Annotated in this window: 24 protein-coding genes; 13 read left to right on the top strand and 11 right to left on the bottom strand. The window is 74.7% G+C overall.

Annotated features, from left to right (window positions below; translation table 11 throughout):
- Nucleotides 1–37: 37 nt before the first annotated feature.
- Entirely contained in the window at nucleotides 38–1,219 is a 1,182-nt protein-coding gene (locus AB2L28_RS07800) for a DNA recombination protein RmuC (protein ID WP_370718181.1), read from the top strand.
- Here the strand turns inward: AB2L28_RS07800 and AB2L28_RS07795 are convergent.
- The gene (locus AB2L28_RS07795) at nucleotides 1,206–2,222 is read right to left on the bottom strand and encodes a 4-hydroxy-3-methylbut-2-enyl diphosphate reductase (RefSeq protein WP_370718384.1); all 1,017 of its coding nucleotides are present in this window, start codon (nucleotides 2,220–2,222) and stop codon (nucleotides 1,206–1,208) included. The two genes, AB2L28_RS07800 and AB2L28_RS07795, sit on opposite strands and share 14 nt — an antisense overlap.
- Nucleotides 2,223–2,369: 147 nt before the next feature.
- Here AB2L28_RS07795 and xseA point away from each other — a divergent pair, with 147 nt between their 5' ends.
- The 4 genes from xseA to AB2L28_RS07775 all read left to right on the top strand — a co-directional run bounded on the left by xseA (nucleotide 2,370) and on the right by AB2L28_RS07775 (nucleotide 6,008).
- Entirely contained in the window at nucleotides 2,370–3,629 is a 1,260-nt protein-coding gene (xseA, locus tag AB2L28_RS07790; protein WP_370718180.1) for an exodeoxyribonuclease VII large subunit, read from the top strand.
- Nucleotides 3,630–3,663: 34 nt separating this feature from the next.
- The gene (locus tag AB2L28_RS07785) at nucleotides 3,664–3,891 is read left to right on the top strand and encodes an exodeoxyribonuclease VII small subunit (protein ID WP_370718179.1); all 228 of its coding nucleotides are present in this window, start codon (nucleotides 3,664–3,666) and stop codon (nucleotides 3,889–3,891) included.
- Nucleotides 3,892–3,907: 16 nt separating this feature from the next.
- Nucleotides 3,908–4,717, top strand: a complete 810-nt coding sequence (locus AB2L28_RS07780; RefSeq protein ID WP_370718178.1) for an aminotransferase class IV — start codon at nucleotides 3,908–3,910, stop codon at nucleotides 4,715–4,717.
- Between the two features lie 70 nt (nucleotides 4,718–4,787).
- Complete coding sequence (locus AB2L28_RS07775; RefSeq protein ID WP_370718177.1) at nucleotides 4,788–6,008, top strand: saccharopine dehydrogenase family protein; 1,221 nt, start codon at nucleotides 4,788–4,790, stop codon at nucleotides 6,006–6,008.
- Here AB2L28_RS07775 and AB2L28_RS07770 read toward each other — a convergent pair.
- The 5 genes from AB2L28_RS07770 to AB2L28_RS07750 all read right to left on the bottom strand — a co-directional run bounded on the left by AB2L28_RS07770 (nucleotide 5,986) and on the right by AB2L28_RS07750 (nucleotide 11,399).
- Entirely contained in the window at nucleotides 5,986–7,950 is a 1,965-nt protein-coding gene (locus AB2L28_RS07770) for a chorismate-binding protein (RefSeq protein WP_370718176.1), read from the bottom strand. The two genes, AB2L28_RS07775 and AB2L28_RS07770, sit on opposite strands and share 23 nt — an antisense overlap.
- An 18-nt stretch (nucleotides 7,951–7,968) precedes the next feature.
- Nucleotides 7,969–8,358: a dihydroxyacetone kinase phosphoryl donor subunit DhaM gene (dhaM, locus tag AB2L28_RS07765; protein WP_370718175.1), complete on the bottom strand. Its 390-nt coding sequence runs from the start codon at nucleotides 8,356–8,358 to the stop codon at nucleotides 7,969–7,971.
- Nucleotides 8,355–8,987 (bottom strand): dihydroxyacetone kinase subunit DhaL, encoded by a 633-nt coding sequence (gene dhaL / locus AB2L28_RS07760; RefSeq protein ID WP_370718174.1) that lies wholly within the window; start codon nucleotides 8,985–8,987, stop codon nucleotides 8,355–8,357. The genes dhaM and dhaL overlap by 4 nt, the downstream gene beginning before the upstream one ends.
- Nucleotides 8,975–10,000: a dihydroxyacetone kinase subunit DhaK gene (gene dhaK, locus AB2L28_RS07755; RefSeq protein WP_370718173.1), complete on the bottom strand. Its 1,026-nt coding sequence runs from the start codon at nucleotides 9,998–10,000 to the stop codon at nucleotides 8,975–8,977. The genes dhaL and dhaK overlap by 13 nt, the downstream gene beginning before the upstream one ends.
- Before the next feature lie 196 nt (nucleotides 10,001–10,196).
- On the bottom strand, nucleotides 10,197–11,399 hold the full coding sequence (locus AB2L28_RS07750) for an osmoprotectant NAGGN system M42 family peptidase (RefSeq protein WP_370718172.1): 1,203 nt from the start codon (nucleotides 11,397–11,399) through the stop codon (nucleotides 10,197–10,199).
- 561 nt (nucleotides 11,400–11,960) lie between these two features.
- On the opposite strand from AB2L28_RS07750, the gene AB2L28_RS07745 reads away from it, so the two are divergent.
- The 6 genes from AB2L28_RS07745 (at nucleotide 11,961) to AB2L28_RS07720 (ending at nucleotide 15,459) form a co-directional block, all read left to right on the top strand.
- Nucleotides 11,961–12,314 carry a hypothetical protein gene (locus AB2L28_RS07745; protein ID WP_370718383.1) on the top strand — a complete coding sequence of 118 codons (354 nt, stop codon included), beginning with the start codon at nucleotides 11,961–11,963 and terminating at the stop codon, nucleotides 12,312–12,314.
- A 111-nt stretch (nucleotides 12,315–12,425) separates the two neighbouring features.
- Nucleotides 12,426–12,656, top strand: coding sequence for a FitA-like ribbon-helix-helix domain-containing protein (locus tag AB2L28_RS07740; protein WP_370718171.1), 231 nt, complete (start codon nucleotides 12,426–12,428; stop codon nucleotides 12,654–12,656).
- Complete coding sequence (locus AB2L28_RS07735) at nucleotides 12,643–13,035, top strand: type II toxin-antitoxin system VapC family toxin (RefSeq protein ID WP_370718170.1); 393 nt, start codon at nucleotides 12,643–12,645, stop codon at nucleotides 13,033–13,035. Before AB2L28_RS07740 ends, AB2L28_RS07735 begins: the two co-directional genes overlap by 14 nt.
- 248 nt (nucleotides 13,036–13,283) lie before the next feature.
- Nucleotides 13,284–14,420 carry a hypothetical protein gene (locus AB2L28_RS07730; RefSeq protein ID WP_370718169.1) on the top strand — a complete coding sequence of 379 codons (1,137 nt, stop codon included), beginning with the start codon at nucleotides 13,284–13,286 and terminating at the stop codon, nucleotides 14,418–14,420.
- Between the two features lie 141 nt (nucleotides 14,421–14,561).
- Nucleotides 14,562–15,086, top strand: coding sequence for a nucleotidyltransferase domain-containing protein (locus AB2L28_RS07725; RefSeq protein ID WP_370718168.1), 525 nt, complete (start codon nucleotides 14,562–14,564; stop codon nucleotides 15,084–15,086).
- 40 nt (nucleotides 15,087–15,126) lie between these two features.
- Nucleotides 15,127–15,459, top strand: a complete 333-nt coding sequence (locus AB2L28_RS07720) for a HepT-like ribonuclease domain-containing protein (RefSeq protein ID WP_370718167.1) — start codon at nucleotides 15,127–15,129, stop codon at nucleotides 15,457–15,459.
- Between the two features lie 752 nt (nucleotides 15,460–16,211).
- Here AB2L28_RS07720 and ngg read toward each other — a convergent pair.
- From ngg to AB2L28_RS07705, 3 genes are all read right to left on the bottom strand, one after another.
- Nucleotides 16,212–17,939, bottom strand: a complete 1,728-nt coding sequence (ngg, locus tag AB2L28_RS07715) for an N-acetylglutaminylglutamine synthetase (RefSeq protein WP_370718382.1) — start codon at nucleotides 17,937–17,939, stop codon at nucleotides 16,212–16,214.
- 82 nt (nucleotides 17,940–18,021) lie between these two features.
- On the bottom strand, nucleotides 18,022–19,806 hold the full coding sequence (locus tag AB2L28_RS07710) for an N-acetylglutaminylglutamine amidotransferase (RefSeq protein WP_370718166.1): 1,785 nt from the start codon (nucleotides 19,804–19,806) through the stop codon (nucleotides 18,022–18,024).
- 22 nt (nucleotides 19,807–19,828) lie between these two features.
- Entirely contained in the window at nucleotides 19,829–20,194 is a 366-nt protein-coding gene (locus tag AB2L28_RS07705) for an HIT domain-containing protein (protein ID WP_370718165.1), read from the bottom strand.
- Between the two features lie 188 nt (nucleotides 20,195–20,382).
- On the opposite strand from AB2L28_RS07705, the gene AB2L28_RS07700 reads away from it, so the two are divergent.
- Together AB2L28_RS07700 and AB2L28_RS07695 are read left to right on the top strand one after the other, a co-directional pair.
- Entirely contained in the window at nucleotides 20,383–20,904 is a 522-nt protein-coding gene (locus AB2L28_RS07700; protein WP_370718164.1) for a SigE family RNA polymerase sigma factor, read from the top strand.
- Nucleotides 20,901–22,022, top strand: a complete 1,122-nt coding sequence (locus tag AB2L28_RS07695) for a Gmad2 immunoglobulin-like domain-containing protein (RefSeq protein ID WP_370718163.1) — start codon at nucleotides 20,901–20,903, stop codon at nucleotides 22,020–22,022. The genes AB2L28_RS07700 and AB2L28_RS07695 overlap by 4 nt, the downstream gene beginning before the upstream one ends.
- A gap of 55 nt (nucleotides 22,023–22,077) precedes the next feature.
- On the opposite strand, the gene dnaJ is transcribed toward AB2L28_RS07695, so the two are convergent.
- The gene (gene dnaJ, locus AB2L28_RS07690) at nucleotides 22,078–23,199 is read right to left on the bottom strand and encodes a molecular chaperone DnaJ (RefSeq protein ID WP_370718162.1); all 1,122 of its coding nucleotides are present in this window, start codon (nucleotides 23,197–23,199) and stop codon (nucleotides 22,078–22,080) included.
- An 84-nt stretch (nucleotides 23,200–23,283) separates the two neighbouring features.
- A complete protein-coding gene (hrcA, locus tag AB2L28_RS07685) occupies nucleotides 23,284–24,324 on the bottom strand; it encodes a heat-inducible transcriptional repressor HrcA (protein WP_370718161.1) in 1,041 nt (346 codons plus the stop codon).
- Between the last annotated feature and the right edge of the window lie 111 nt (nucleotides 24,325–24,435).

Genomic DNA, 24,435 nt, shown 5'->3' with positions numbered 1-24,435 from the left:
CCGGGGCCTGTCCGAGACGGGTGGCACAGTCCCCGGCATGGACGTCCCCGCTCTCCTGCTCGGTCTGCTCCTCGGCCTGCTCGTGGGCGTCGTCACGGGGGCCCTGCTGCTGCGGTGGCTGCTGCGCGCCCGGGCCGCCCCCGAGCAGGCCGCGCTGCGCACAGAGCGCGACCTGCTGAGCGCCCGCGTCGCCGAGCTGGAGGAGCGCGTCGCGACGGGCCACGCCCTCACGGCCACCGTGACGCCCGTCGCGGCGACGCTCGAACGGGTCGAGGCGCAGGTCGCGGCGCTGGAGCGGGACCGGGTGCAGCAGTACGCCCGGCTGAGCGAGCAGCTGCGCGCGGTCTCCGCCGGGACCGAGGCGCTGCGCGACCAGACGGCCTCCCTGGCCGGTGCGCTGCGCGCCTCCAGCTCGCGCGGGTCGTGGGGGGAGGTGCAGCTGCGCCGCGTCGTCGAGCACGCCGGGATGCTCGACCGGGTCGACTTCACCGAGCAGGCGACGCTGACGACCCGCAGCGGCGGCCGGGTACGCCCGGACCTCGTCGTCAACCTCCCCGGCGGCAAGCACGTCGTCGTCGACGCCAAGGCCCCGCTCGCGGCGTTCCTGCGCGCCGGCGAGACCACCGACGACGGCGAGCGCCGCCGCGAGCTGGCGGCCCACGCCCGCGCGGTCCGCGGGCACGTGGACGCCCTGGCCGCCAAGGAGTACCCGAGCGCGGTGGAGGACTCCCCCGACGTGGTCGTCTGCTTCGTGCCGGGTGAGGCGTTCCTGGCCGCGGCGTGCCAGGCGGACCCGGCGCTGCTGGAGCACGCGATGTCGCGCCGCGTGGTCCTGGCCACGCCCACGACGTTGCTGGCCCTGCTGCGCACGGTGGCCCTCACCTGGCAGCAGGACGCGGTCGCCGGCAACGCGCGGGAGCTGTTCGAGGTGGGGCGGGAGCTGTACGAGCGGCTCGGCACGCTCGGGGGGCACACGGCCTCGCTCGGGCGGACGCTGCACCGGGCGGTGGAGGACTACAACCGGTTCGTGGGCACGCTGGAGCGGCGGGTGCTCGTCTCGGCCCGGCGCATCCGCGACCTCGACCTGGCCGACGAGGAGCTGGCGCAGCCGGTGCCGCTGGAGGACGCCGTGCGGCCCCTCACCGCGCCGGAGCTGCTCGACGCGGTCCCCGGGGACGACGCCGGGCAGCGCACCGGCGAGGGGGTCAGACGGGGGTGACGGGCAGCGACCGGCGACCACCGGCGGCGGCCTTGAGGTCGCGGCGCAGGTCGGTCGGCAAGGCGAACTGCAGGTCCTCCATGGCCGTGGTGACCTCCTCGACCGCGCCGTAGCCGCGGTCGGCGAGCAGGGCCAGCACCTCCTGCACGAGCACCTCGGGCACGGACGCGCCGGAGGTGAGCCCGACGGTCGTGACGCCCTCGAACCAGGCGTCGTCGACCTCGCCGGCGTTGTCGACGCGGTGCGCGGCGCGGGCCCCGGCGTCGAGGGCGACCTCGGCCAGCCGCACGGAGTTCGAGGAGTTCGCGCTGCCCACGACGATGACGAGGTCGGCCTCGGGGGCGATCTTCTTCACCGCGACCTGCCGGTTGGACGTGGCGTAGCAGATGTCGTCGCTGGGCGGGTCCTGCAGGTGCGGGAACCGGGCGCGCAGGCGGCGCACGGTCTCCATCGTCTCGTCGACGCTGAGCGTCGTCTGGGACAGCCAGACGAGGTTGCCGGTGTCCTCGACCTCGATCGTGTCGGCGACCTCGGGGCTGTCCACGACGGTGATGTGCTCGGGGGCCTCCCCGGCCGTGCCCTCGACCTCCTCGTGACCGGTGTGGCCGATGAGCAGGATGCGGGCGTCCTGGGAGGCGAAGCGGACGGCCTCCTTGTGGACCTTGGTCACCAGCGGGCAGGTGGCGTCGATGGTCTGCAGCGAGCGGGCCGTGGCGGCCTCGCGCACCGCGGGGCTGACCCCGTGCGCGGAGAAGACGAGGTGGGCCCCCTCGGGCACGGCGTCGGTCTCCTCGACGAAGACGGCCCCGCGCTCGGTCAGCGTCCGGACGACGTGCTTGTTGTGCACGATCTCCTTGCGCACGTAGACGGGGGCGCCGTAGAGGTCCAGGGCCTTCTCGACGGCCACGACGGCGCGGTCCACCCCGGCGCAGTAGCCGCGCGGGGCGGCGAGCAGGACGCGCTTGCCGCCGTCCCAGGACCCGCGCTCGGCGGGGCGGGCCAGCAGCGAGGTGTCGCCGCAGTCGTCGGCCCCGTCGAGGACTGCGGTCGTGGCGGCTGCGGTCTCGGCGGTCTGGCTCACAGCACCCATGGTAGGTCGGCGCACCCGCCCCGGCCCCACCGCGGGAGCAGGCCGGGAGAGGATGCCCACGTGCCCGCCGCGCCCGCCGACCCGCCCCCGCGCCGTCCCACCACCGCCGGGGAGACGACCGCCGAGAACCCGTGGCCCGTGCGGCTGCTCGCCGCCAAGATGGACGCCTACATCGCGAAGATGCCGTGGACGTGGGTCGAGGGGCAGGTCGTGCAGGTCACCGACCGGCCCGGCTCCTCCGTGGTCTTCGTGACGCTGCGCGACGCCGACACCGACATGTCCCTGCCGGTGACGATCGCGCGCCGCGCGCTGGGCCGGCTGCGCGAGGCCCTGCCGGAGGGCGTGACCCACGGCACCCGCGTCGTCGTGCACGCCCGGCCGGAGTTCTTCGCCAAGCGCGGTTCGCTGAGCCTGGCCGCCGACGACGTGCGACCCGTCGGGGTCGGTGAGCTCCTGGCCCGCCTGGAGCACCTCAAGCGCGTGCTGCGCAGCGAGGGCCTGTTCGACGCCGACCGCAAGCGGCCGCTGCCGTTCCTGCCCCGCACCGTCGGCCTGGTCTGCGGGCGGGCCTCGGCCGCCGAGCGCGACGTCGTGGAGAACGCCCGCCTGCGCTGGCCCGCCGTCCGCTTCGAGGTGCGCGAGGTGGCCGTCCAGGGCCCGAACGCCGTCCCCGAGGTCGTGGCCGCGCTCGCCGAGCTCGACGCCGACCCCGCCGTGGAGGTCGTCGTCCTGGCCCGCGGCGGCGGCGGTGTCGAGGACCTGCTGCCCTTCAGCAACGAGACCCTCGTGCGCGCTGTGGCCGCCGCCCGCACCCCCGTGGTCTCGGCCATCGGGCACGAGGTGGACAACCCGCTCGTCGACCTCGTCGCCGACGTGCGCGCCTCGACGCCGACGGACGCGGCCCGCCTCGTGGTCCCGGACGTGGTCGAGGAGCTGGCCGGGGTGCGTCAGCTGCGGGCGCGGGCACGGCGCGCGGTCGCGGGCCGGGTCGGGCGCGAGGAGCACGCGCTGGCCGCCCTGCGCAGCCGGCCGGTGCTCGCCGCTCCCCACGTCCTGGTCGACACGCGCGCCGCGGAGGTCGACGGGCTGCGGGAGCGGGCGCGCCGGGCCCTGGCGGCCCGCCTGGACCGGGCGGCCGTCGACGTGGAGCACCTGCGCACGAGCGTGCGCGCGCTGTCCCCGCGCTCGACGCTGCTGCGGGGGTACGCCGTCGTGCAGCGCGCGGACGGGCCCCTCGTGCGCGAGCCGGCGGACGCCCCGGCCGGCACCGCGCTGCGGCTGCGGCTGGCCGACGGGGAGGTCGCGGCCACCGCGGGGTGACCGGCCGGGCCCGGCGGCTGGGTAGCCTCCCGGGGTGCCCGAGGAGACCACCCAGACCCTGCCCGACCCCGGCGAGCTGAGCTACGAGCAGGCCCGCGACGAGCTGGTGGACGTCGTGCGCCGCCTGGAGACCGGCGGCACCGGCCTGGAGGAGGCGCTGGCGCTGTGGGAGCGCGGGGAGGCCCTGGCCGACCGCTGCCAGGTGTGGCTCGACGGCGCCCGCGAGCGCCTGGACGCCGCCGGTGGGACCGACGACGAGTGACCCGCAGCACCGCGGGGTGAGCGCTCCACGACCCCGGACGGCGGTCCTCGGGACCGGCGAGGTCCCCTGGGACGCCCCGGTGGTGCCCGCCGACGACCCGGGGCTGCGCGGGGACGGGGTCTTCGAGACCCTCCTCGTCCACGGCGGGACACCGCCGCGCGTCGTCCGGCTGCCCGAGCACCTGGACCGCTTCGAGCGGTCGGCCGCGGTGCTCGGCCACCGGCTGGACCGCGCCGCGTGGGCGGACCTGGTGGTGGGGATCACCGACGACGTCCCCGCCGGCGCGGAGGCCGTGCTGCGGCTGGCGGCGTCGGCCGGGGTGTGCACCGCGACCCTGCGCCCGCTGCCGGCGGGCGTCCGGCGCGGCCGGGACGGCGTCCACGTCGTGACGCTGGCGCGCGGCGCGAGCACGGTCCCGGACGCGCCGTGGCTGCTGAGGGCCGCCAAGACGTCCTCGTACGCCGTGAACTCCGCCGCGCTGCGCGAGGCGCGTCGCCGCGGCGCCGACGACGCCCTGTTCCTCGACGGCGCCGGTGAGGTGCTGGAGGCCCCCACGGCGAACCTGCTGTGGTGCGCGCGGGGGCGCTGGTGGACCCCGCCGCAGGCGGGCCGCGCCGTCCTGCCGGGCACGACCCTGGCGGCCCTCGCCGTGGAGCTCGCCGCGCGCGAGGCGTCCTGCCGTCCCGCCGACCTGCTGCGCGCCGACGGGGCGTGGTTGCTGTCGAGCCTGCGCGGAGCCGCCCCCGTCCGTTCGCTCGACGGCGCGCCCCTGCCCGTCGACGCGACCCTCACCGGGAGGCTGCAGCGCACCGCCGTGGGGCTCTGAGCCCGGCGGTCCCCGGACCCGATCGCCGGGACCGCACCGGTCGCCGGGACCGACGGGCTAGCGTGCGGTCGTGGCTCGCGACGTGGACATCGTGCTGTTCGGCGCCTCCGGCTTCGTCGGCCGGCTCACCGCGGCCCACCTCGCCGCGCACGCGCCGGCCGGGACGCGGATCGCCCTGGCCGGCCGCTCCCGCGAGCGCCTGGCGGCCGTGGCCCGCGACCTGGGCCCCGCCGCCGCGGGGTGGCCGCTCGTGGTCGCCGACGCCTCCGACGACGGGTCGCTGCGCGCGCTCGCGGAGTCGGCGCGCGTGGTGGTCTCGACCGTCGGCCCCTACCTGCGCCACGGCCTGCCGCTGGTGCGGGCGTGCGCCCGCGCCGGCACCCACTACGCCGACCTGACCGGTGAGGTCCTGTTCGTGCGCCGCAGCATCGACACCGTCGAGGAGGAGGCCCGGGCCGGCGGGGCGCGGATCGTGCACTCGTGCGGCTTCGACTCGGTGCCCTCGGACCTGGCCGTGCTGCTCGCGCACGAGTGGGCTCGCCGGCGCGACGACGACCCGCTGGTGAGCGCCACGCTGGAGGTGCTGTCCGTGCGCGGCGGGTTCAGCGGCGGCACGGTCGACTCCCTGCGCCTGCAGCTGGACACCGCGCGCCGGGACCGGCGGGCGCGGGCCCTGGTGGCCGACCCGTACGCCCTGAGCCCGGACCGGGACGGCGAACCCGACCTGGGCGCCCAGCCGGACACGTTCCGCCCGCACCGGCGCGAGGGGGCCGGCGACTGGGTGGCGCCTTTCGTCATGGCCTCGTACAACACCCGGGTGGTGCGGCGCAGCAACGCCCTGCTGGACCACGCCTACGGGCCGCGGCTGCGGTACGCGGAGGTCGTGGCGTTCTCCGGGCGCACCGCGGCGCTGCGGGCGAGCGCGGTCACGGGGGTGCTGGCCGGGCTCACGGGTCTGCTGGCCGTCCAGCCCCTGCGCCCGCTGCTCGACCGCGTGCTGCCCTCCCCCGGTGCAGGTCCCAGCGAGCGCACCCGCCGCACGGGGCGCTTCCGGCTGCGCCTGGACGCGCGCACGGAGTCCGGACGGCGCGCCACCGTCACCGTGGCCGCCCAGGGCGATCCCGGGTACGCCGCGACCGCGGTCATGCTCGGCGAGAGCGCCCTGGCGCTCGCCCTGGACGGCGACCGCCTGCCCGCGCGGGCGGGGGTCCTGACGCCCGCCACGGGCATCGGCACCCCCCTCGTGGACCGTCTGCGCCGCAGGGGGTTCACGCTCGACGTGGCGGACTGACGTCCCGGCGCGGGACGCCGGGAGGTGTGCCCGGGACCCGTCGCGTCGTGAGCGCCGCGAGGGGGGCCCGCAGCTTCAGCAGCACCTCCGCGACCTCGGCGTCGGGGTCGGAGTCCAGCACCACGGCACCGCCGGCCCCGACCCGCCACTCCCGCCCCACGCGCACCGCGGTGCGGATGACGACGGCGAGGTCGGCGGCGCCGGTGAGGGAGAACCAGCCGAGGGTCCCGGAGTAGATCCCCCGCGGGCGCTGTTCGAGGGCGTCGACGATCTCGGTGGTCCGCAGCTTCGGCGCCCCCGTCATCGACCCCGGCGGGAAGCAGGCGCGCAGGCACTCGACGGCGGAGACGTCGGGGCGCAGCCGGCCGCGGACGGTCGTCACGAGCTGGTGCACGGTGGCGAGGGTCTCGGTCGCCATGAGGTGCGGGACGGTGACCGAACCGGGCGAGCAGACCCGGCCGAGGTCGTTGCGCAGCAGGTCGACGACCATGAGGTTCTCGGCGCGGGTCTTCGGGTCCGCGCGCAGCGCCGCGGGGTCGGTGTCCACCGGCGCCGTCCCCTTGACGGGCCTCGTCTCCACCTGCCCGTCCCCGCCGACGCGCAGGAAGCGTTCGGGGGAACTGCCGACGACCTCCACGCCACCGGAGCGCAGGTACGCGGCGTAGGGGGCGGGGTTCGCCCGGCGCAACCGCCGGTAGGCCGCCACCCCCGCGTCCGGGGACGGGTCCACGGGGACCCGGGCCTGCGTCGTGAGGCAGACCTCGTAGCTCTCCCCGGCCCGCAGCTGCTCCTGCGCGGCCACGACGTCGTCCCGGTAGCGCCCCGGCGCCGTGTCGAGGACGACGGGCAGGTCGGGGGCCGGGGCGGGGTCGGGCAGAGGTTCGAGGGCGTCGAGGGCGTCGGCCGTCCCCTCCAGCCACCCGGGCGTCGGGGAACCCTCCTCGGCCAGCGCGCACACCCAGGTGGCGTCCTCGTCGTGGTCCAGGGCCAGGAACCGGTCGACGAACACCCAGCGGGCCGCGGGCGTCCCGGCGTCGCGGGACCCGTCACGGGCGACGGGGAGACCGCACTCGTCCTTGGCCTCGTACCCGGCCCACCCGACGTACCCGCCCGCGAACTCGAACGGCACATCCTGCGCACCGTCGACACCGACCTCGCCCAGCCGCTCGGACAGCGCCGCGAGGGACGTCTCCGCGGGTCCGGTGAGCGGCCCGAGGAAGGAGAACCGGCCCGAGCCGGCGCCGCGGGTCGCCGAGTCCAGCCAGAACGCGTCGTCCCCGGCCAGCAGCCGCGCCAGCACAGCCTCGGCGTCGACGAGCCCCGGCCGCCGGCGGGCGTGCAGCCGGTACCGGCGGGGGTGGCCCCACCGGCGGCACCAGCGCACGAAGTTCTCCACGATCCGCGGGCCGCACGCGCTGGCGACCGACTCGGGGTGGAACTGCACCCCGACCTGCGGGCGTTCCCGGTGCCGCAGCGCCATGAGCACGCCGTCCTGGCCCCAGGCGAGGGGTTCCAGGACGTCCGGCAGGGGTTCGGCGACGCGGAACGAGTGGTACCGGGTGGCGTCGAAACCCTGCGGCAGCCCGGCCAGGACGGACCCGCCCGTGTGCCGGACGTGCTCGACGAACCCGTGCCGCGGCTGCGGTGCGGCGTCGACGACGGCCCCGGCCGCCAGCGCGATCCCCTGCATCCCCAGGCACACCCCGAGGACGGGCACCTGCGCCCGGGCCAGGACGTCGGCGGACAGCGCGAAGTCCCGCGGGACGGCCGGGTGGCCCGGTCCCGGGGAGACCACCACCCCGGCGAAACCCCCCAGGTCCAGCTCCCCCGGTGCCACGTCGTCGTCGCTGACGACGACCGGTTCGGTGCCCGAGGCCACGGCCAGCAGCTGCACCAGGTTGTGGGTGTAGGAGTCGTGGTTGTCCACGACGAGCCAGCGCACGGGGGGATCCTGCCAGGCTCAGCCCTTGCGCAGGTCCCGCGCGAGCTCGGCCTGCGCGACCACCTCGGCGAGCGCGGCGCCCGTCGAGGCCGTCACGACGGCGGCGACGGCCCCCTCGACGAACGGGGCGTCGACGAGCGCGACGGGCGCCTGGTCGGGCAGGTCGGCGAGCACGGTCCGGGCCGTGAGGACGGCGCTGCCGAGGTCGACGAGCACGGCGACCTCCGCACCCGCGTCCAGCCCGGCCGTCACGGCCGCTTCGAGGGCGTCGGCGTCGGTCCCGAGGCGGCCGTCCGCCGTCCCGCCCACGGGGACGACGGTCGCCGAGGGGGCCATCTGCCCGGCGAGGTCGGCGACGCCGCGGGCCACGTCGGCGCTGTGCGACAGGAGCACGACGCGCACGCTCACGAGCCGTCCTCCGCGGTCGACCCGGCGAGCGCCGCGAAGAGCAGCGCGATCGAGACGGCCCCGGGGTCGCGGTGCCCGATCCCCCGCTCGCCGAGGTAGCTCGCGCGGCCCTTGCGGGCCACGAGGTCGTCGGTGGAGGCGGCCCCGCGCTCGGCGGCCCCGGCGGCCTCCTGCGCGGAACCACCGGCCTCCAGCGCCTCGACGGCCGGGGCCAGCGCGTCGACGAGGGTCGCCTCGCCCACCTGCGCCCCGCCGAGGGCCGTGACGGCGTCCAGACCCGCCCGCAGCCCGGCCGCGAGCGCCGCCGCGTCGACGGGGTCGGCGTCCCCCAGGGCCTTGCCGGTCCGGCGCAGCAGCGTCCCGAACAGGGGCCCGCTGGCGCCGCCCACGGTGCTGACGAGGGTGGACCCCGCCTTGACGAGCGCTGCCCCCGGGGTGGCGGGGTCGGCGGCGTCGAGCGCGGCGAGGACGGCGTGCGTCCCGCGCTGCAGGTTCACCCCGTGGTCGGAGTCCCCGATGGGGCGGTCGAGGTCGGTCAGCTCGCCGGCGTGCTCGTCGACGGCGGTCGCGAAGCGCTGCAGCCAGTCCCGCACCCCGGCGGCGGTGAGCGCGGCGCTCACGCGCCCCACCGCAACGCCGGGGTGCGGACGGGGGCGTCCCACAGCTGCAGCAGCTGCGGGGTCGCGCGGCACACGCTCACCATGGCGCCCGCCATCTCCAGACTCGTGACGTGGTTGCCGACCAGGGCCCGCGCGATGCGCGCCCCGCGCCCGGTGAGCTCGGTGACGACGTCACCGGCGAGCACCTGCAGCTCCAGCAGCGGGGTGCCGCCCATCCCGTTGACGAGCAGCAGCAGCTCCTCGCCGTCCAGCGGCACGTCGTCGGCGATGGCGGCGACGGAGACCCGCGCCACCTCCCGGGCCACCCCGGTGGCCGGGACGGGCACGCGCCGGCGGCCGGGTTCGCCGTGGATGCCGATGCCCAGCTCCATCTCCCCGGGTTCGAGGTCGAAACCGGGACGGTCCGACCCCGGTGTCGTGCAGGGGCTCAGCGCCACCCCGAAGCTGCGGCTGCGGGCCACGACGTCCCGGCCGAGAGCGGCGACGTCGGCCAGCGCCATGCCCTGCTCGGCGGCGGCGCCGAGGACCTTCTCGACGAACAGCGTCCCGCCGGTGCCGCGGCGGCCGGCGGTGTAGAGGCTGTCGGTGACGGCGACGTCGTCGTCGACGAGGACGGTCTCGACGGCGATGTCCTCGTCGTCGGCGAGCTCGGCGGCCATCTGGAAGTTCAGGACGTCGCCGGTGTAGTTCTTCACGACGTGCACCACCCCGCCGCCGCTGGAGGCGGCCGTCGTCGCGGCCAGCACCTGGTCGGGCACGGGTGAGGTGAACACCGCCCCGCAGGCGGCCGCGTCGAGCATGCCGAGACCGACGAACCCGGCGTGCAGGGGTTCGTGCCCGGACCCGCCGCCGGAGACGAGGCCGACCTTGCCGGGCCGGTGGTCCCCGTGGTGGTCGTGGTTGCGGGAGACGACGTGGTGCTCGAGGTCGACGGTCAGCTCGGGGTGGACCGCGGCCAGCCCGCGCAGCGCGTCGGTGACGGCGTCGGCGGGGTCGTCGAGCAGCTTCGTGGGGACGTGCATGGGAGCTCCTTCGCCCGGGGGCGCCCAAGCTATCCCTCCGCGCCGGCGTCCGGAACCGCCCCCGGGCGTGCTCGACACGTCCCGCCGGTTCCGCGACGCACTCCCCGGCCGGCCCGGTGACGCGGTGCGGGCCGGTGACCTCCACCACCGGCAGGCGGCGCCCGGACTCCCCGCCGCGGCGGGACCGGGCGCCCGGTCAGTCCGCGACGACGGTCCGGTCGAGGGGTTCGGGGTCGGCCGGCTGCACGCTGAGGCTGGGGAAGTCGGCCAGGGAACCGGAGTCGGACTGGTCCCAGTCGTCGAAGGTCAGCCCGCTCTGGAGGTACACGACGAGCAGTCGCGCGAGGGCGACGAGCCCGTCGACGTGGGCGCGCTCGTGGCCGTGGCTGGAGTCCAGCCCGAACCCGAGCAGGGCGTGCCGGGCCTCGATCCCGGCCTCCAGGGCGGGGGCGGCGTCGGAGCGGTAGTGCCGGTAGACGTCCCGGACGGCGGGGATGTCGTGCTCGCGGGCCAGGCCCTGCAGGCGGCGGGACAGGTGGTAGTCGAAGGGTCCGGTCATGTCGAGCATGGCGACGCTGACCATCTCCTCGCGGGAGTTCTGCCCCTCGGCCACGACCGCGTTGTCCACGGCGACGAGTTCGGCCACGTCACCGGCGAGGCCGTGGGTGGCGCCGAACCCGACCTCCTCCCCGATCGTGACGAGGAACTGGGCGCTGACGGCGAGCGGCAGGTCCGCGTCCCGCAGCGCCTTGAGCGCCGCCAGGCACGCGGCGAGGCCGGCCTTGTCGTCGAGGTGGCGGGACTTGACGTAGCCGCGGCGGGTCAGCTGCGGGGCCGCGTCCAGGGCCACGTAGTCGCCGACCTCGACGCCGAGCGCGCGCACGTCCTCGGCGGAGTCGACGGGTTCGTCGATGCGGATCTCGACCTGCGGCCACCCGACGCCCTGGGTGTCGATCTCGTCGCCGAAGGTGTGCCCGCTGCTCTTCAGCGGCAGCACCGTGCCCGTGTACACGCGGTCGTGGTCGTCGGTGAAGATCGTCACGTGCGCCCCCTCGGAGAAGCGGGCGCTGTGGCTGCCGACGGGCACGACCTCGAGCCGGCCGGACGCCTTCACCCGCTTGACCATGAGCCCGATGGTGTCGGCGTGCACGACGACCGCCCGGCGCACCTTGTCCGTGCGCCCGCGCAGGGTCGCGCGCAGGATGCCCCGGCGGGTCAGGTCGAACGGGATCCCGAGGGCGGCGACGTGGTCGCCGACGGCCTGCATGACGGCGTCGGTGCGCCCGGAGGGGCTGGGGATCCGGAGCATCTCCATGAGGGTGCTCGTGAGGTACTCGACGTCGATCGGGGCGTCGACGGTCGCGAGGCTGGGGGCGCTGGTGCGGGTCTGGCTGCTCATCACGGGTGATGCTCTCAGGACTCCGGCGAGGACGTCCCGGTGGACCTCGTGGACGGGCCGAGGGGCCACCGGCGCCCACCGGGGTGACGACCCCGACCGTCCGCGAGCGCGAGGAGGGTGTCGAGCAGCTGCTGCGGCTCGGCCGCCCGCGCGGCGAGGGGACGACGGGGCGCGGCCGGGGCGGCACGTCCCACCCCGCGATCACCCGGTGGGGTCGTCCCCGACTGCACCGCCCTCGTCGTCCTCGCGACCTCCCCTCTCTGGCGGGGTCTGATCTGCGGCGTCGTCGCCGGCAGAGCGGTTCGGGCCGGTCGGCCCCGATCGAGTTCGAGACCGTCATGACCTCCGACGGTCGCTCCGCCCGCGTGACGCAGTCGTCACCTGATCACGCAGCAGGCCCGAACGCTGCCCAGTTGATGTCCGCGACCCGCCCCTGGCAGGGGCGGGTCAACGCCACCAACCATCCGGTCATCCCGCTGGCCATCGCTTCAGACGACCCGTCGACATGGCGGCGAAAAATCGGGGTGCTTCCACTGACGGCCTCGTAATCTCAGGCTGGTGATGAGAGCCGCCGGACGAAGCGCGCTGCACGCTCCACCACCCCACGTCCTCTTCGAGGCGCTGATCCGCCCCGACCAGGACCCGAACCGTTCCTGGCTGCTCCTGCACCCTGACGAGCAGCAACCGCGTGTCATCGCAGCCGAGGAACCCACCTCACTCACCTGGTCATCGTTGTGGCCCCGGTTACCCACTGCGCGCATCCACTTCGAGCTGTCCAGCGACCCTCGAGGGGGTCGACTCACCTGGACGCTGCTGTTGCAGGACCCCCTGGCCAACGCTGGCGAGGTCCGTCAGCTGCGGTACCGCATCGATCAGCTCGTCAACGGCAACCTTCGAGACCGCTTCGACAACTGACGACCGCGAGGTCACCCCGCGTGGCGCGTGATCGTCAGCGACCGGCGACGTCACGGCCTTGTCGGTGACCACGTCATTGTCCGGTGGCGCCGGCAGCGCCAGAATGGCGCCATGCCCAGCGTGCAGATCGAGGACGTCCCCGACGAGACGCACACCGTCCTGCGCCGCCGCGCGGCCCTGGCCCACCAGTCCCTCCAGGAGTACCTCCTGGCCAAGCTCATCCAGGACGCCAGCAGCCCTTCCCTCGACGAGGTGCTCGACCGCGCCGGCGGCCGAACCGGCGGCAGCCTGTCCTTCCGCGACGCGGTGAAGGCGGTGCACGAGGACCGTGATCGTCGTTGACGCCAGCGTCCTCGCCCCAGCCCTGGCCGACGACGGACCCGACGGAGACCAGGCCCGGGACCGGCTCCGCGGAGAAGTCCTCACCGCCCCGGAGGTCATCGACCTCGAGGTGGCCTCGGTCCTTCGCCGCGCCGCGAACGGAGGTCGTCTACCGGAACGTCGCGCCGACCTGGCGCTGAACGACCTCGTCGACCTGCCCCTGCGACGCGCCGGTCACCGGCCGTTGCTCTACCGCTGCTGGCAGCTGCGCCACACCACCACCAGCTACGACGCCGCCTACGTCGCACTGGCAGAGGCGCTGGGCGTCGTCCTGGTGACCGCCGACGCTCGCCTGTCCCGTGCACCGGGCCTCACCTGCGCGGTGGAGGTCCTGCGCTGATCACGGCGCTGAAGCCGCCGCTGAACGGGACGTCGGCGACGTCGCGCACACGTTGATGGCCGGCTGCTGCGTACGCGTGGGTCGACCGGATCTGGGCGCGGGCAGGCCAGCCACCAGGACGTGACGTCGACGTCACCTTCGGGCCGGCAACCGGGTGAACCACCCGGACACGGCCGCCGCCGATGCTCCCGCCGGGCACAGTGGAGCCGCCCTGCAGCGGCCAGGGCCCGGCGAAAGGGTGCTCTTCCGTGGTCACGGTGCTGTTCGACGACCAGGTCCCCGTCCACTACGGCTTCATCAACCTGCAACCCGACGACGCCGAAGTCGAACTGGACCACACCAGTTCCCGCGGTGGACAGGCGAACGGACTGTGCGGCGCGACCTTCCCGGGCCAACTGCACATGGTCACCGGACTGCACACCGGTCCGGTTGCCCTGCGCCTTGAACTGCACCCCGCTCAGCCGCCTGTTCCTGTGCAGTGGGAGGACGTCGTGGAGGTCCCCTTCACCGCCACCACCGGCTCGTACTGGCTCAGCGCCTTCGACTGGTGGCACGAGATCGGCATCCTCCCCGACACCTACCGCGTCCGTTGGTGCGCCAACGGCATGGACCAGGCCCACGACCGCACCCGCATGGACGGCGAGCCGACCCTGGACCAGTACCTGCTGCAGCTGTGGCCGGCGCCCTCGACCCCGGATGCGGTGATCCGCCTGGGCAGTCAGAGCGCCGCCTACTGGCACCGCGAAGCCGCCACGACCCAGCCGCCACCCACACCGCAGGAACGGGCTGCGCAGCGCGCCGAGCAGGAACAGCAGGAGCTGGCCGCCCAGACGCAGCGGGAAGCGGCTCAAGAGGTCGAGGAGTGGGGTGGGCGGGCTCCCACCGCCCAGCTGCGCGCCGTCGGCGGGCGCACCGGCCAGCTGGCCCACCTCGACCGTGACGTGGTCGACGCGCTGGCCGCCTTGAACGGCGCGCAGCAACGTGCGGTCGCGGTGTGGGCGGCCCGCCGAGCCTGCGACGTGGCCGGCATCACCACCCTGGACTGGATCGAGCAGGCCCTGGACTCCGCCTTGCGCGGTGAACCGCTACCTCAGGAGTGGGCCGACTTCGACCAGGTCTGGAACCGCCTGTTCCCGGCTCCAGAAAGCCAGAGCGAGGTCGAGATCGTCTACACCGGCCGCTACCTGGCCGCTGGTGAGGAGTACGTCCACGAGCCGCTGGCACCGGAGGCCACCGCGATCGACGCGGTCCTCCAAGCCGGCGAACAGGATGCGGCTCAGGCGGTCATGGGCGCGGTCGACGCGTTGGCCCGTGGTCACGTCGACCCAGCCGTCGTGCTGCTCGAGGTTCGACGACTGGCGGAAGGATCGTGGCCTTCTCGCTGAAGGCCCCCACCGGGCACTCCACGCGAGGTCACGGTCATCCCGCGTGGTAGGCGGCCTCGGGGGGCCAGCGACGACCCCGCACGGCGATTCCCACGCGCTCTCGTCGACGACCTGGCATCGACGATTCGCTATGATGATGACGTGCCCGTCATCGAGTCCGCCGGGATGTTGCTGAAGGACGCGCGTCGACGCGCCGGACTGACACAAGCCCAGCTGGGCCAGCGCGCAGGAGTGACCCAGAGCGTGATCAGCGCCTACGAGTCCGGGCAGCGTCAGCCCTCCCTGCCGACGTTGTTGCACCTGCTGCGCGCCAGCGGCCACCTGCTCGACGCCTCATTGATCACCGCCGACTCCCCACCCACCGCCCCGCTCTCCGGCCCTCTGGGACAGCGCCTGCGCCGGCACCGGCGCAAGGTCAAGACGATCGCGGCCACTCACGGCGTGCACCACGTCCGCGTCTTCGGCAGCACCGCCCGCGGGACCGAACGCCCCGGCTCCGACGTCGACCTGCTCGTGGACCTACCGGCCGGGACAGGGCTGTTCGCCCTGGGACGTCTACGACAGGACCTGGAGCACCTCCTCCACGCACCGGTCGACCTGGTCCCTGAGGACGGGCTCAAGCCCGACGTGCGGGCGAACGTGGAAGCGGACCTGGTGTCACTGTGAGCGAGACGACAGCGACGACGGGCAGGGCCGTGGTGTTCACGTGAGCCGGCACGCCCGCCAGCGACTGCTGGACGTGCAGGCGGCGCTGGAGGCCATCGACGCTCACACCCGCCGCGGTGACCTGTCCGACGGTCTCGTCTTCGACGCCGTCCGAGTGCGCTTGATCGAGATCGGCGAGGCAGTCAAAGCCGTCCCGGACGACGTGCTGACCGGTGAGCCGGACCTTCCGTGGTCGCAGATCGCCCGCATGCGGGATCACCTCGCCCACCGCTGCTTCGACACCACCCACGCCATCGTCGCCGCCACCGTCACCCAGGACCTGCCCGAGCTGCGGCGAGCTGTCGAACGGCTCCTCGAGGGCCTCGGCGACTGACACCGGAACAGGTGCTCATCTCTCGGTGCGAGAGCTGTCGCCGGCGGCCGCGCTGTCACCAGACCCCTGTCCCCGGCGGAACAGCGGGCTGAGGTCTGCTCGTTCAGAGTGGGTAGATGGCCAAGGCACCGCGGTGGAAAGCGACTCGGACCAAGAAGCAGTCCATCGGTCTTGGAATCGTGTGGGCCGTTCTGGCCATCGTGACGTGGCTCCTGGTGGCTCTACCCAGTGATGCCGGGTGGTGGTCGTACGTCCTCGGGGTCATCTTCACCGTCCAAGCGGTCTTCTACCTGAACTCCTGGCGCCTCTGGCGTCCTGAGTGGGACGCCGGGTGACAGACGCCGATCCCGGTTCACGCAACGCACGGTCACCCCGCGTCGTGGGCGTTGACGACGCGGTCTCGTCGTCGACCACACGTAGGGGTGTTTTCAGTCCCCTGGTCCTGGCGCAGGAGGCTGCCCCGTCTGCCGCACGTGCTCGATCACCGTGGACCGCCTCGACCTCCACGACACCGGTGACGCCGACGAGCAACTGCGCGCCGCCGTCATCGCGGCGTCACCGCGCGACCGGTCGGGTGGCTGCCCAGCGACGGCGTGGAGTGGGTCACCGGGCAGACCACCGCCTCCGGCGCAGGCTGGTCCGCGCGCTGACCTCCCGTGGGTGGGCGGTCGCGCGCACGTCCGACGTCGACGCAGCGGGGTCGGCACCGCCAGCCCGTGTTCCCGGACGGCCCGGACGGCCGACCCTCCCCGTCACCCGTTCCCGGCCCGGCGCGTCTCGGGGAACAGCAGGTCCAGGAACCGTTGCGCCGTAGGCCGGGGCGAGTGGTTCGCCAGCCCCGGCCGTTCGTTGGCCTCGATGACGACGTGCTCGGGTCCGGAGACGTCGGGGACGAGGAAGTCCAGGCCCGTGACGGGGATGCCGATGGCCCGGCTCGCCGCGACGGCCGCGTCGACGAGGTCGGGGTGCAGGTCGTCGGTGACGTCGTCGATGGTGCCGCCGGTGTGCAGGTTCGCCGTCCGGCGCACCTCCAGGCGCCGCCCGCGCGGCAGGACGTCGTCCATCGCGTACCCGGCGTCGGCCACGACGTTCTCGGTGGTGGCGTCGAGCGGGATGCTGGACTCGCCACCGGTCGCGGCCTGCCGCCGCCGGCTCTGGGCGGTGATCAGCGCGCGGATGTCGTCGTGGCCGGTGCCGATGACGGCGGCGGGCCGGCGCACGGCGGCGGCGACGACCTCGTGGTCGATGACGACGACCCGCAGGTCCTGGCCGGTGACGAGTTCCTCCACGAGGACGTCGGGGCAGTGCGCCGCCGCCGCCGCGACGGCCTCGCGCAGATCGGTCCCCCCGCGCACCCCGACGGTGATGCCCTTGCCCTGCTCCCCGCGGGCGGGTTTCACCACGACGGGTCCGGTCTCGGCCACGAGGCGTTCGCACTCCGCCAGTCCCTCGCCGTCCTGCAACGGGTCCTGGTCCAGTTCGACCGCCCGGGGGACGCGGACCCCGTGGCCGGCGAGGAGCCGGCGCGTGACGCGCTTGTCGTCGCAGCGCGACATCGCGACGGCGCTCGTGAGTTCGGAGAGGGATTCGCGGGTCAGCAGCGACCGGCCCGCGTACGTCAGCCGCACCTCGCCGGACGGCGCGTCGGTGACCTCCACCCGCACCCCGCGGCGCAGGGCCTCGTCGGCGATGATCCGGGCGTAGGGGTTGAGGTCGCCGAGCCCTTCGGGCTGGGGGGAGAACAGCGGCCGGTTGATGGGGTTCTTGCGCTTGACGACGACGGGGGCCGCGGGCCGGAAACCCAGCCGCCGGTACAGCGTGATGGCCCCGGTGTTGTCGTGCATGACCGACAGGTCCAGGATCGCCCGGCCCCGCGCGACGTAGCGTTCGGCCAGCACCCGGACGAGCGCCTCCCCCGTGCCGCGCGGAGCGGTCTGCGGGTCCGCCGCCAGGCACCACAGGCTGGCGCCCTGGTCGGGGTCCCCGAAGGCCAGGACGTGGTCGACCCCCGTGACCGTGCCGACGACCTCCCCCGTGCGGGTGTCCTCGGCGACGAGGTAGGTGAAGGTCCGCGTCCGGTGGTTGGCCCACATCACGTCGACGTCGGAGGTGACCATCCCGCACGCGGCGTAGATGCGGTTCACCTCGTCGAGCTCGGCACGCCGGCGGACCATGCGGACGAACACGTCGGGGTTGCGGTCCCGCGGTGCGCGGTAGCGCGGCAACGGCAGCCGGAACGTGATCGAGGGGTCCAGGAACAGCTCGTGCGGGGCCAGGCCGACGAGCACCTGCGGCTCGCGCACGTACATCGCGATGTCGCGCTCGCCGGTCTCCTCGGCCCGCAGGGCGTCGACGACGGCCCGCTGGTCGGTGAACGTCTGCCCCAGGACGAGCCGGCCCCAGCCCATGTCGAGGACGACGTCGCGCGTCATGTCCTCGGTGAACCACTGCGGGGGCCGCTGCCAGGTGCGCCCGGAGATGGTCGGGACGTCCAGGCCGCGTTGGCGTAGGCCCGCGACGGTGGTGCGGCGCTTGGTGTTCGACACGTGCGTCCTCCCCGCGTCAGCCGATGCCGTGCTGCTGCAACCACATCTCGAGCAGGCCCAGTTGCCACAGCTTGTTCCCGCGCAACGGGGTGAGCTCACCGTTGGGGTCGCCCAGCAACCCCTGGACGTACTCGGGGCGGAACAGGGCGCGGTCGCGCGCGGCCTGGCTGGACAGCGCGTCGCGGACGAGGCCGAGCACCTTGCCCTCGAGGTGGGTGATGGCCGGGACGGGGAAGTACCCCTTGGGGCGGTCGATGACCTCGCGCGGGATGACGCGGTACCCGACCTGCTTGAGGATCCCCTTGCCGCCGTTGGCGAGCTGCAGCTCCGGCGGGATCGCGGCGGCGAGCTCGACGAGCTCGTGGTCCAGGAACGGGACGCGCGCCTCCAGCCCCCACGCCATCGTCGTGTTGTCGACGCGCTTGACCGGGTCGTCGACGAGCATCACCTCGGTGTCCAGCCGCAGCGCCGCGTCCACGGCGGTGTCGGCCCCGGCCCGGGTGAAGTGGCGCTCGACGAACTCACGGGACACGTCGCCCGCCGTCGTCCACTGCGGGTTCAGCACCTGCGCCACCTGCGCGTGGTCGCGGTCGAAGAACGCCCGCGCGTAGGCATCGACGCCCTCGGCGGGGCTGAGCCCGGTCAGCGGCGGGTACCAGTGGTACCCGCCGAACACCTCGTCGGCGCCCTGCCCCGACTGCACGACCTTGATGGTCTGCGAGACCTGCTGGGAGAGCAGGTCGAAGGCGACGACGTCGTGGCTGACCATGGGTTCGGCCATCGCCCCGACCGCGTGCGAGAGGGCCCCGACGAGTTCGTCGCCGGTGACGCGGATGCGGTGGTGGTTCGTCCCGAACCGCTCGGCGATGACGTCGGAGTAGGCGAACTCGTCGCCCTCGCGGCCGCCGACGGACTCGAACCCGATGGAGTACGTCGCGAGGTCCTGCTGGCCCTGCTCGGCGAGCAGCGCGGTGATGAGGCTGGAGTCCAGGCCGCCCGAGAGCAGCACCCCGACGGGGACGTCGGCGACGGTGCGCCGGCGCACGGCGGTCCGCAACGACTCCAGGACGGCGTCCTCCCAGTCCCGCTCGGAGAACCCCGCGAACTGCTCGCGCCGCACGTGCTCGGGGGACCAGTACCGGTGCTCGCGGGAGGTCCCGTCGGGTTCGACGACGCGGACCGTCGCCGGCGGCAGCTTGCGCACGCCGGCCAGCACGGTGTGCGGGGCCGGGACGACGGCGTGCCAGGTGAGGTAGTGGTGCAGCGCGACGGGGTCGATGGTGGTGTCCACGTCGCCGGCCGCCAGCAGCGCGGGCAGGCTCGAGGCGAACCGCAGCCGGCCCGGCGTCTCGGCCAGGTACAGCGGCTTGATGCCGAGGCGGTCGCGCATCAGCACCACGCGGCCGGTGTCCCGCTCGTGGACGACGACGGCGAACATGCCGACGAGGTGGTCCACGACGTCGGCGCCCCAGCGGTGGTAGCCCTTGACGATGACCTCGGTGTCGGACGTGGACACGAACCGGTAGCCGTACCCGGTGAGCTCCTCGCGCAGCTGCGGGTAGTTGTAGATGCAGCCGTTGAAGACGGCCGTCAGCCCCAGCTCGGGGTCCTGCATGGGCTGGGCGCCGCACGCCGACAGGTCGATGATCGACAGCCGGCGGTGCCCGAAGGCCACCCGGCCCTGGGACCACACGCCCTCCCCGTCCGGTCCGCGGGGCGCCAGCGTCTGCGACATCCGCTGCACCGCCGCGACGTCGGCCGCCTTCCCGTCGAACCTGACCTCACCGCACAGACCGCACATGGCGCCCCATCCAACCCTGTGATCAGCCGGGCGGCCAGGTGAAGTCCCGGCCGCCGAGCACGTGGCCGTGCACGTGGAAGACCGACTGGCCCACCGCGGTGCCCGTGTTGAAGACGAGGCGGTGCTCCCCGCCGCAGCGCTCGTCGGCGATGCGCTGGGCCACCTCGACGAGCCGCGCGAGGGCCTGCGGCGAGGCCGCCGCGAGCTCGGCGACGTTCTCGTACCGCTCGCGCGGGACGACCAGGACGTGGACCGGCGCCTGCGGGTTCACGTCCTCGAAGGCGACGACGAGGTCGTCGGAGTGCACGATCGTCGCGGGGACCTCCCCGGCCACGATCTTGAGGAACAGGTCGTCGGGGGCGCGCTGCACGCGGGAGACCTCGGCCATGCCCCCGAACGCTACTCGCGCGGCCCCCGGGCCCGGGTCGTCGGCCCCTGGCTCCCGACGATCGAGAGCGAGGGGCCGACGGTTCGGACCCCGAGCCTGCGCGGTGCGGCGAAGATCTTCCGGTTGGATGTCAACCGTGACCCTGCGTGACTCGTCTACACGGTGTGATGGTGATGAGGGAGCGCGCGGTGGTCGCTGACGACCCGCGCTCGTGGTCGGCCGACGAGGCCGTCGGGGCGCTGTACGCGGCGCACTGGCGGCGCTTCGTGGCGCTCGCGACCTCGCTCATGGGCGAGTCCGCGAGCGCCGAGGAGGTCGTCGCCGACGCCTTCGTCACCCTGCACCGGCGCTGGGACCGGCTGGCGGACAAGGGGTCCGCGGTCGCCTACCTGCGCACGAGCGTCGTCAACGGGGCCCGGGACGTGCTCAAGCACCGCGTCGTGGCCGACCGGCGCCGCCCCCTGCCCGACCCCGCGCCGGAGGGTCCGGAGGAGCACGCCGTGCGCGCCTGGGAGCACCGCTCGGTGCTGGCGGCCCTCGACGGACTGCCGGTCCGGCAGCGGGAGGTCCTGGTGCTGCGGTACCAGGGCGAGATGTCCGAGCAGGACATCGCCGACGTCCTCGGCATCAGCCGGGGCGCCGTGAAGACGCACGCGCACCGCGGGCTGTCCGCGCTGCGCGAGGTGATGAGCGGGGAGGACCAGCAGTGAACGAGGTGACCCCGTCGGGTCCCCTGCCCGACCCCGACGGTGACGACGACCTGAGCCCCACCGCGCGGCAGCTGCGCGACGCCCTGGCCGCCCGCGCGGCCGCGGCACGCCCCACCGACCGTCTCGAGGAGATCCGCATGACCAGCCGAACCACCCGTCGCCGTTCCCGCGCCTGGGCCGCCGTCGCCGGGGTCGCCGCCGTCGTCGTCGTGGGCGGGGGCGCCTACGCCGTCACCCTGCGCGCCGACGACGACGTCAGCACGGTCGCCGCGAGCACGTCCGCCGCGCCCGAGTCGTCCTCCGCGGCCCCCTCGACGTCCGCGGCCACCGGCGCCGCCCCGTCGACGACGACGGACGCCCCCGCCACCTCCTCCGGCGCGGGGACCAGCGCGGGGACCGGTGCGGCCGCCGGGTCGCTGCCCTCCGGCGCCGCGACCGTCCCCGTCTACTGGGTGGGCGGGCAGCCGGCGAGGTTGTTCCGCGAGTACGTGGAGGCCGGGACCGGCGGGAACGACCCGACGAACGCGCTGCGCGCCATGCTGGCCGGCGAGCCGTCGGACCCGGACTACTCCAGCCCGTGGTCGGCGGACCCGGACGCGACCGTGACGTCCGGCGACGGCCGCCTCGTCGTGGACCTGTCGGCCGCGGCCGTCGGCGGCGGCGCCGGGCCCGGCGGCGGCGAGCTCGCCGTGCAGCAGCTCGTCTACACCGTCACCGCGGCCGCGGGTGCGAACGACCCGGTCGAGGTCCGCGTCGACGGGCGGGTCCGTCCGGACCTGTTCGGGACCAGCGTCGCCGAGACGGTCTCGCGCGCCCCGCAGGCCGACGTGCAGGCCCCGGCGTGGATCACGTCGGTCACCCCGGCCCGCGGTTCGGTGACGGTCGAGGGTGTCGGCACCGCCTTCGAGGGCACGCTGCTGTACACGCTCACGAACACGGCCGGCACCGAGGTCGCCCGGGACGCCGTGCAGGCGGGGGCGAACGGGACGTTCGGCGAGTTCAGCTTCACGGCGCAGGTGCCCGCGGGCACCTACGTGGTCGCCGTCTACGCCCCGGACGAGTCCGGTGGCGAGGCCGGCCCGGTGACCGGGGACACCAAGACGGTCACCGTCCCCTGAGCGGGGTCCGGCGGGTTCCCCCGGGGGGACCCGCCGGTCGCGTCCGGAGCCGGGGTCAGCGGCCGGAGAAGCGGTCGCGCAGCTTGGAGAAGACGCCCTGGTGCGTCTCGGACAGCTTCCCGGCCGGCCGGACCTCCCCGCGCAGCTCGGCGAGGCGGCGCAGCAGCTCCTCCTGCTCCTCGTCGAGGTCGCGGGGGGTGAGGACCTCGAGGGTGATGAGCAGGTCGCCGCGGCCCTGCGCGCGCAGGTGCTCGGCCCCCTTCTGCTTCAGGGTCACGACCTCACCGGCCTGGGCGCCGGGGCGCACGTCGACCTGCTCGTCGCCGTCGAGGGTCTCCAGCGGGATGCTCGCGCCGAGCGCGGCCGCGGTCATCGGCACCTGCAGCGTGCAGAGCAGGTCGTCCCCGGAGCGGGAGAACACCGGGTGCGGGCGCTCGTGGATCTCGACGTAGAGGTCCCCGGGCGGGCCACCGGCCGTGCCGACCTCGCCCTGGGAGGCCAGCTGGATGCGGGTGCCAGTGTCGACGCCCGCGGGGACGCGGATGGTCAGGGGGCGGCGCGCGCGCACGCGGCCCTCCCCCGAGCACTCCAGGCACGGCGAGGGCAGCACGGTGCCGAACCCGCGGCACGTCGGGCACGGCTGCTGGGTCATGACCTGCCCCAGCAGGGAGCGGACGACGCGCTGGACCGAGCCCTGCCCGTGGCAGATGTCGCAGGTGGCCGGGCTGGTCCCGGGCTGGCAGCAGGACCCCTTGCACGTCGGGCACAGGACCGCGGTGTCGACCTGGATGGCGCGCTCGCCGCCGAAGGCCGCCTCGGCGAGGTCGACGTCGACGCGGATGAGGGCGTCCTGGCCGCGCTGGGTGCGGCTGGCCGGGCCGGGACCGCGGCCGCCCCCGCCGCCCTGGCCGAAGAACGCGTCCATGATGTCGGAGAAGCCGAACCCGGCCCCGAAGCCGCCCGCCGCGCCGCCGGGCGCGGCGCCGCCCCGGTCGTAGGCCGAGCGCTTGTCGGGGCTGGACAGCGTCTCGTAGGCCTGCGAGACCTCCTTGAACTGCTCCCCCGCGTCGGGGTTGACGTCGGGGTGCAGCTTGCGCGCGAGCTTGCGGTACGCGCGTTTGATGTCCTCCGTGGAGGCGTCGCGGGAGACGCCCAGGACGTCGTAGTAGTCGCTCACGAGGTCGGGGTTCTCCTGTCGGTTCTCTTCCGGGTGCGGGTCGGGGGGCGGGTCACTACCGGGTCACCACCGGGTCACCGCCGCTCACGAGGCGAGGATCCGCGAGACGTAGCGTGACACCGCCCGCACCGCGGCCATCGTCGTCGGGTAGTCCATGCGGGTCGGACCCAGGACGCCGAGGCGGGCCAGGACCGTCTCGCCGCCGTAGCCGGTGGTGACGACGGACGTGCCGTCGAGGCCGAGGTGGAGGTTCTCCGCGCCGATCCGCACGCTCAGGGCACCGCGCTCGGTGAGGTCCTCCTCGGCCAGCTCCTGCACGAGCCGCAGCAGCACGACGTGCTCCTCCAGCGCCTCCAGGACGCTGCCCAGCGACAGCGACAGGTCGGACCCGGACCTGACGAGGTTCGACGTGCCGGCGATGACGACGCGCTCCTCCAGGGAGGCGGCGAGGCAGTCGCCGAGGGCGGCGGCCACCTCCGCGGCGATGGCGATGTCGGCCGGCGGCGTCTGCTGCACGAGGTCGGTGAGCGCCTCGCGGGCCTCGCGCAGCCGCTTGCCCGCGACCGAGGCGTTCACGCGCGTGCGCAGCGCCGCGAGCGAGACCCCGAGCGTCTCGACGTCGACGGCCGAGCGGACGTCCAGGACGCGCTGCTCGACCCGGCCGGAGTCGGTGATGAGCACGAGCAGCGCGCTGCGCCCGCCGACACCCACGAGCTCGACGTGGCGCACGCTGGCCCGCGACAGCGAGGGGTACTGCACGACCGCGGCCTGCCGCGTGATCTGGGCCAGCAGCCGCACGGTCCGGTCCACGACGTCGTCGAGGTCGTCGGCGCCGTGCAGGAACGTCTCGATGGCGCGCTTCTCGGCCGGCGTCATGGGCTTGACGTTGGCGAGGCGGTCGACGAACAGGCGGTAGCCCCGGTCGGTGGGGATGCGCCCGGCGCTGGTGTGCGGCTGGGTGATGTACCCCTCGTCCTCCAGCACGGCCATGTCGTTGCGGATGGTCGCCGGGGACACCCCGAGCTGGTGGCGCTCGACCAGCGCCTTGGACCCCACCGGTTCGTGCGTGGAGACGTAGTCCTCCACGATGGCCCGCAGCACTGCGAGCCTGCGGTCGTCGCTCATCCACCCCTCCCGGTCTCGCTGTTGGCACTCATCACCTGCGAGTGCCAAGTCTAGGACGTGCGCCCCGGCCGCGCCTCCACCCTCCGGCGCGGGTCGCTCGTTAGCGTGCCG

Origin of the sequence: Kineococcus mangrovi (assembly GCF_041320705.1) — a bacterium.
In the GTDB taxonomy this organism is placed as follows: domain Bacteria; phylum Actinomycetota; class Actinomycetes; order Actinomycetales; family Kineococcaceae; genus Kineococcus; species Kineococcus mangrovi.
Note: the sequence above shows the minus strand (reverse complement) of the source record. Positions and strands in the feature narration are given on the sequence as shown.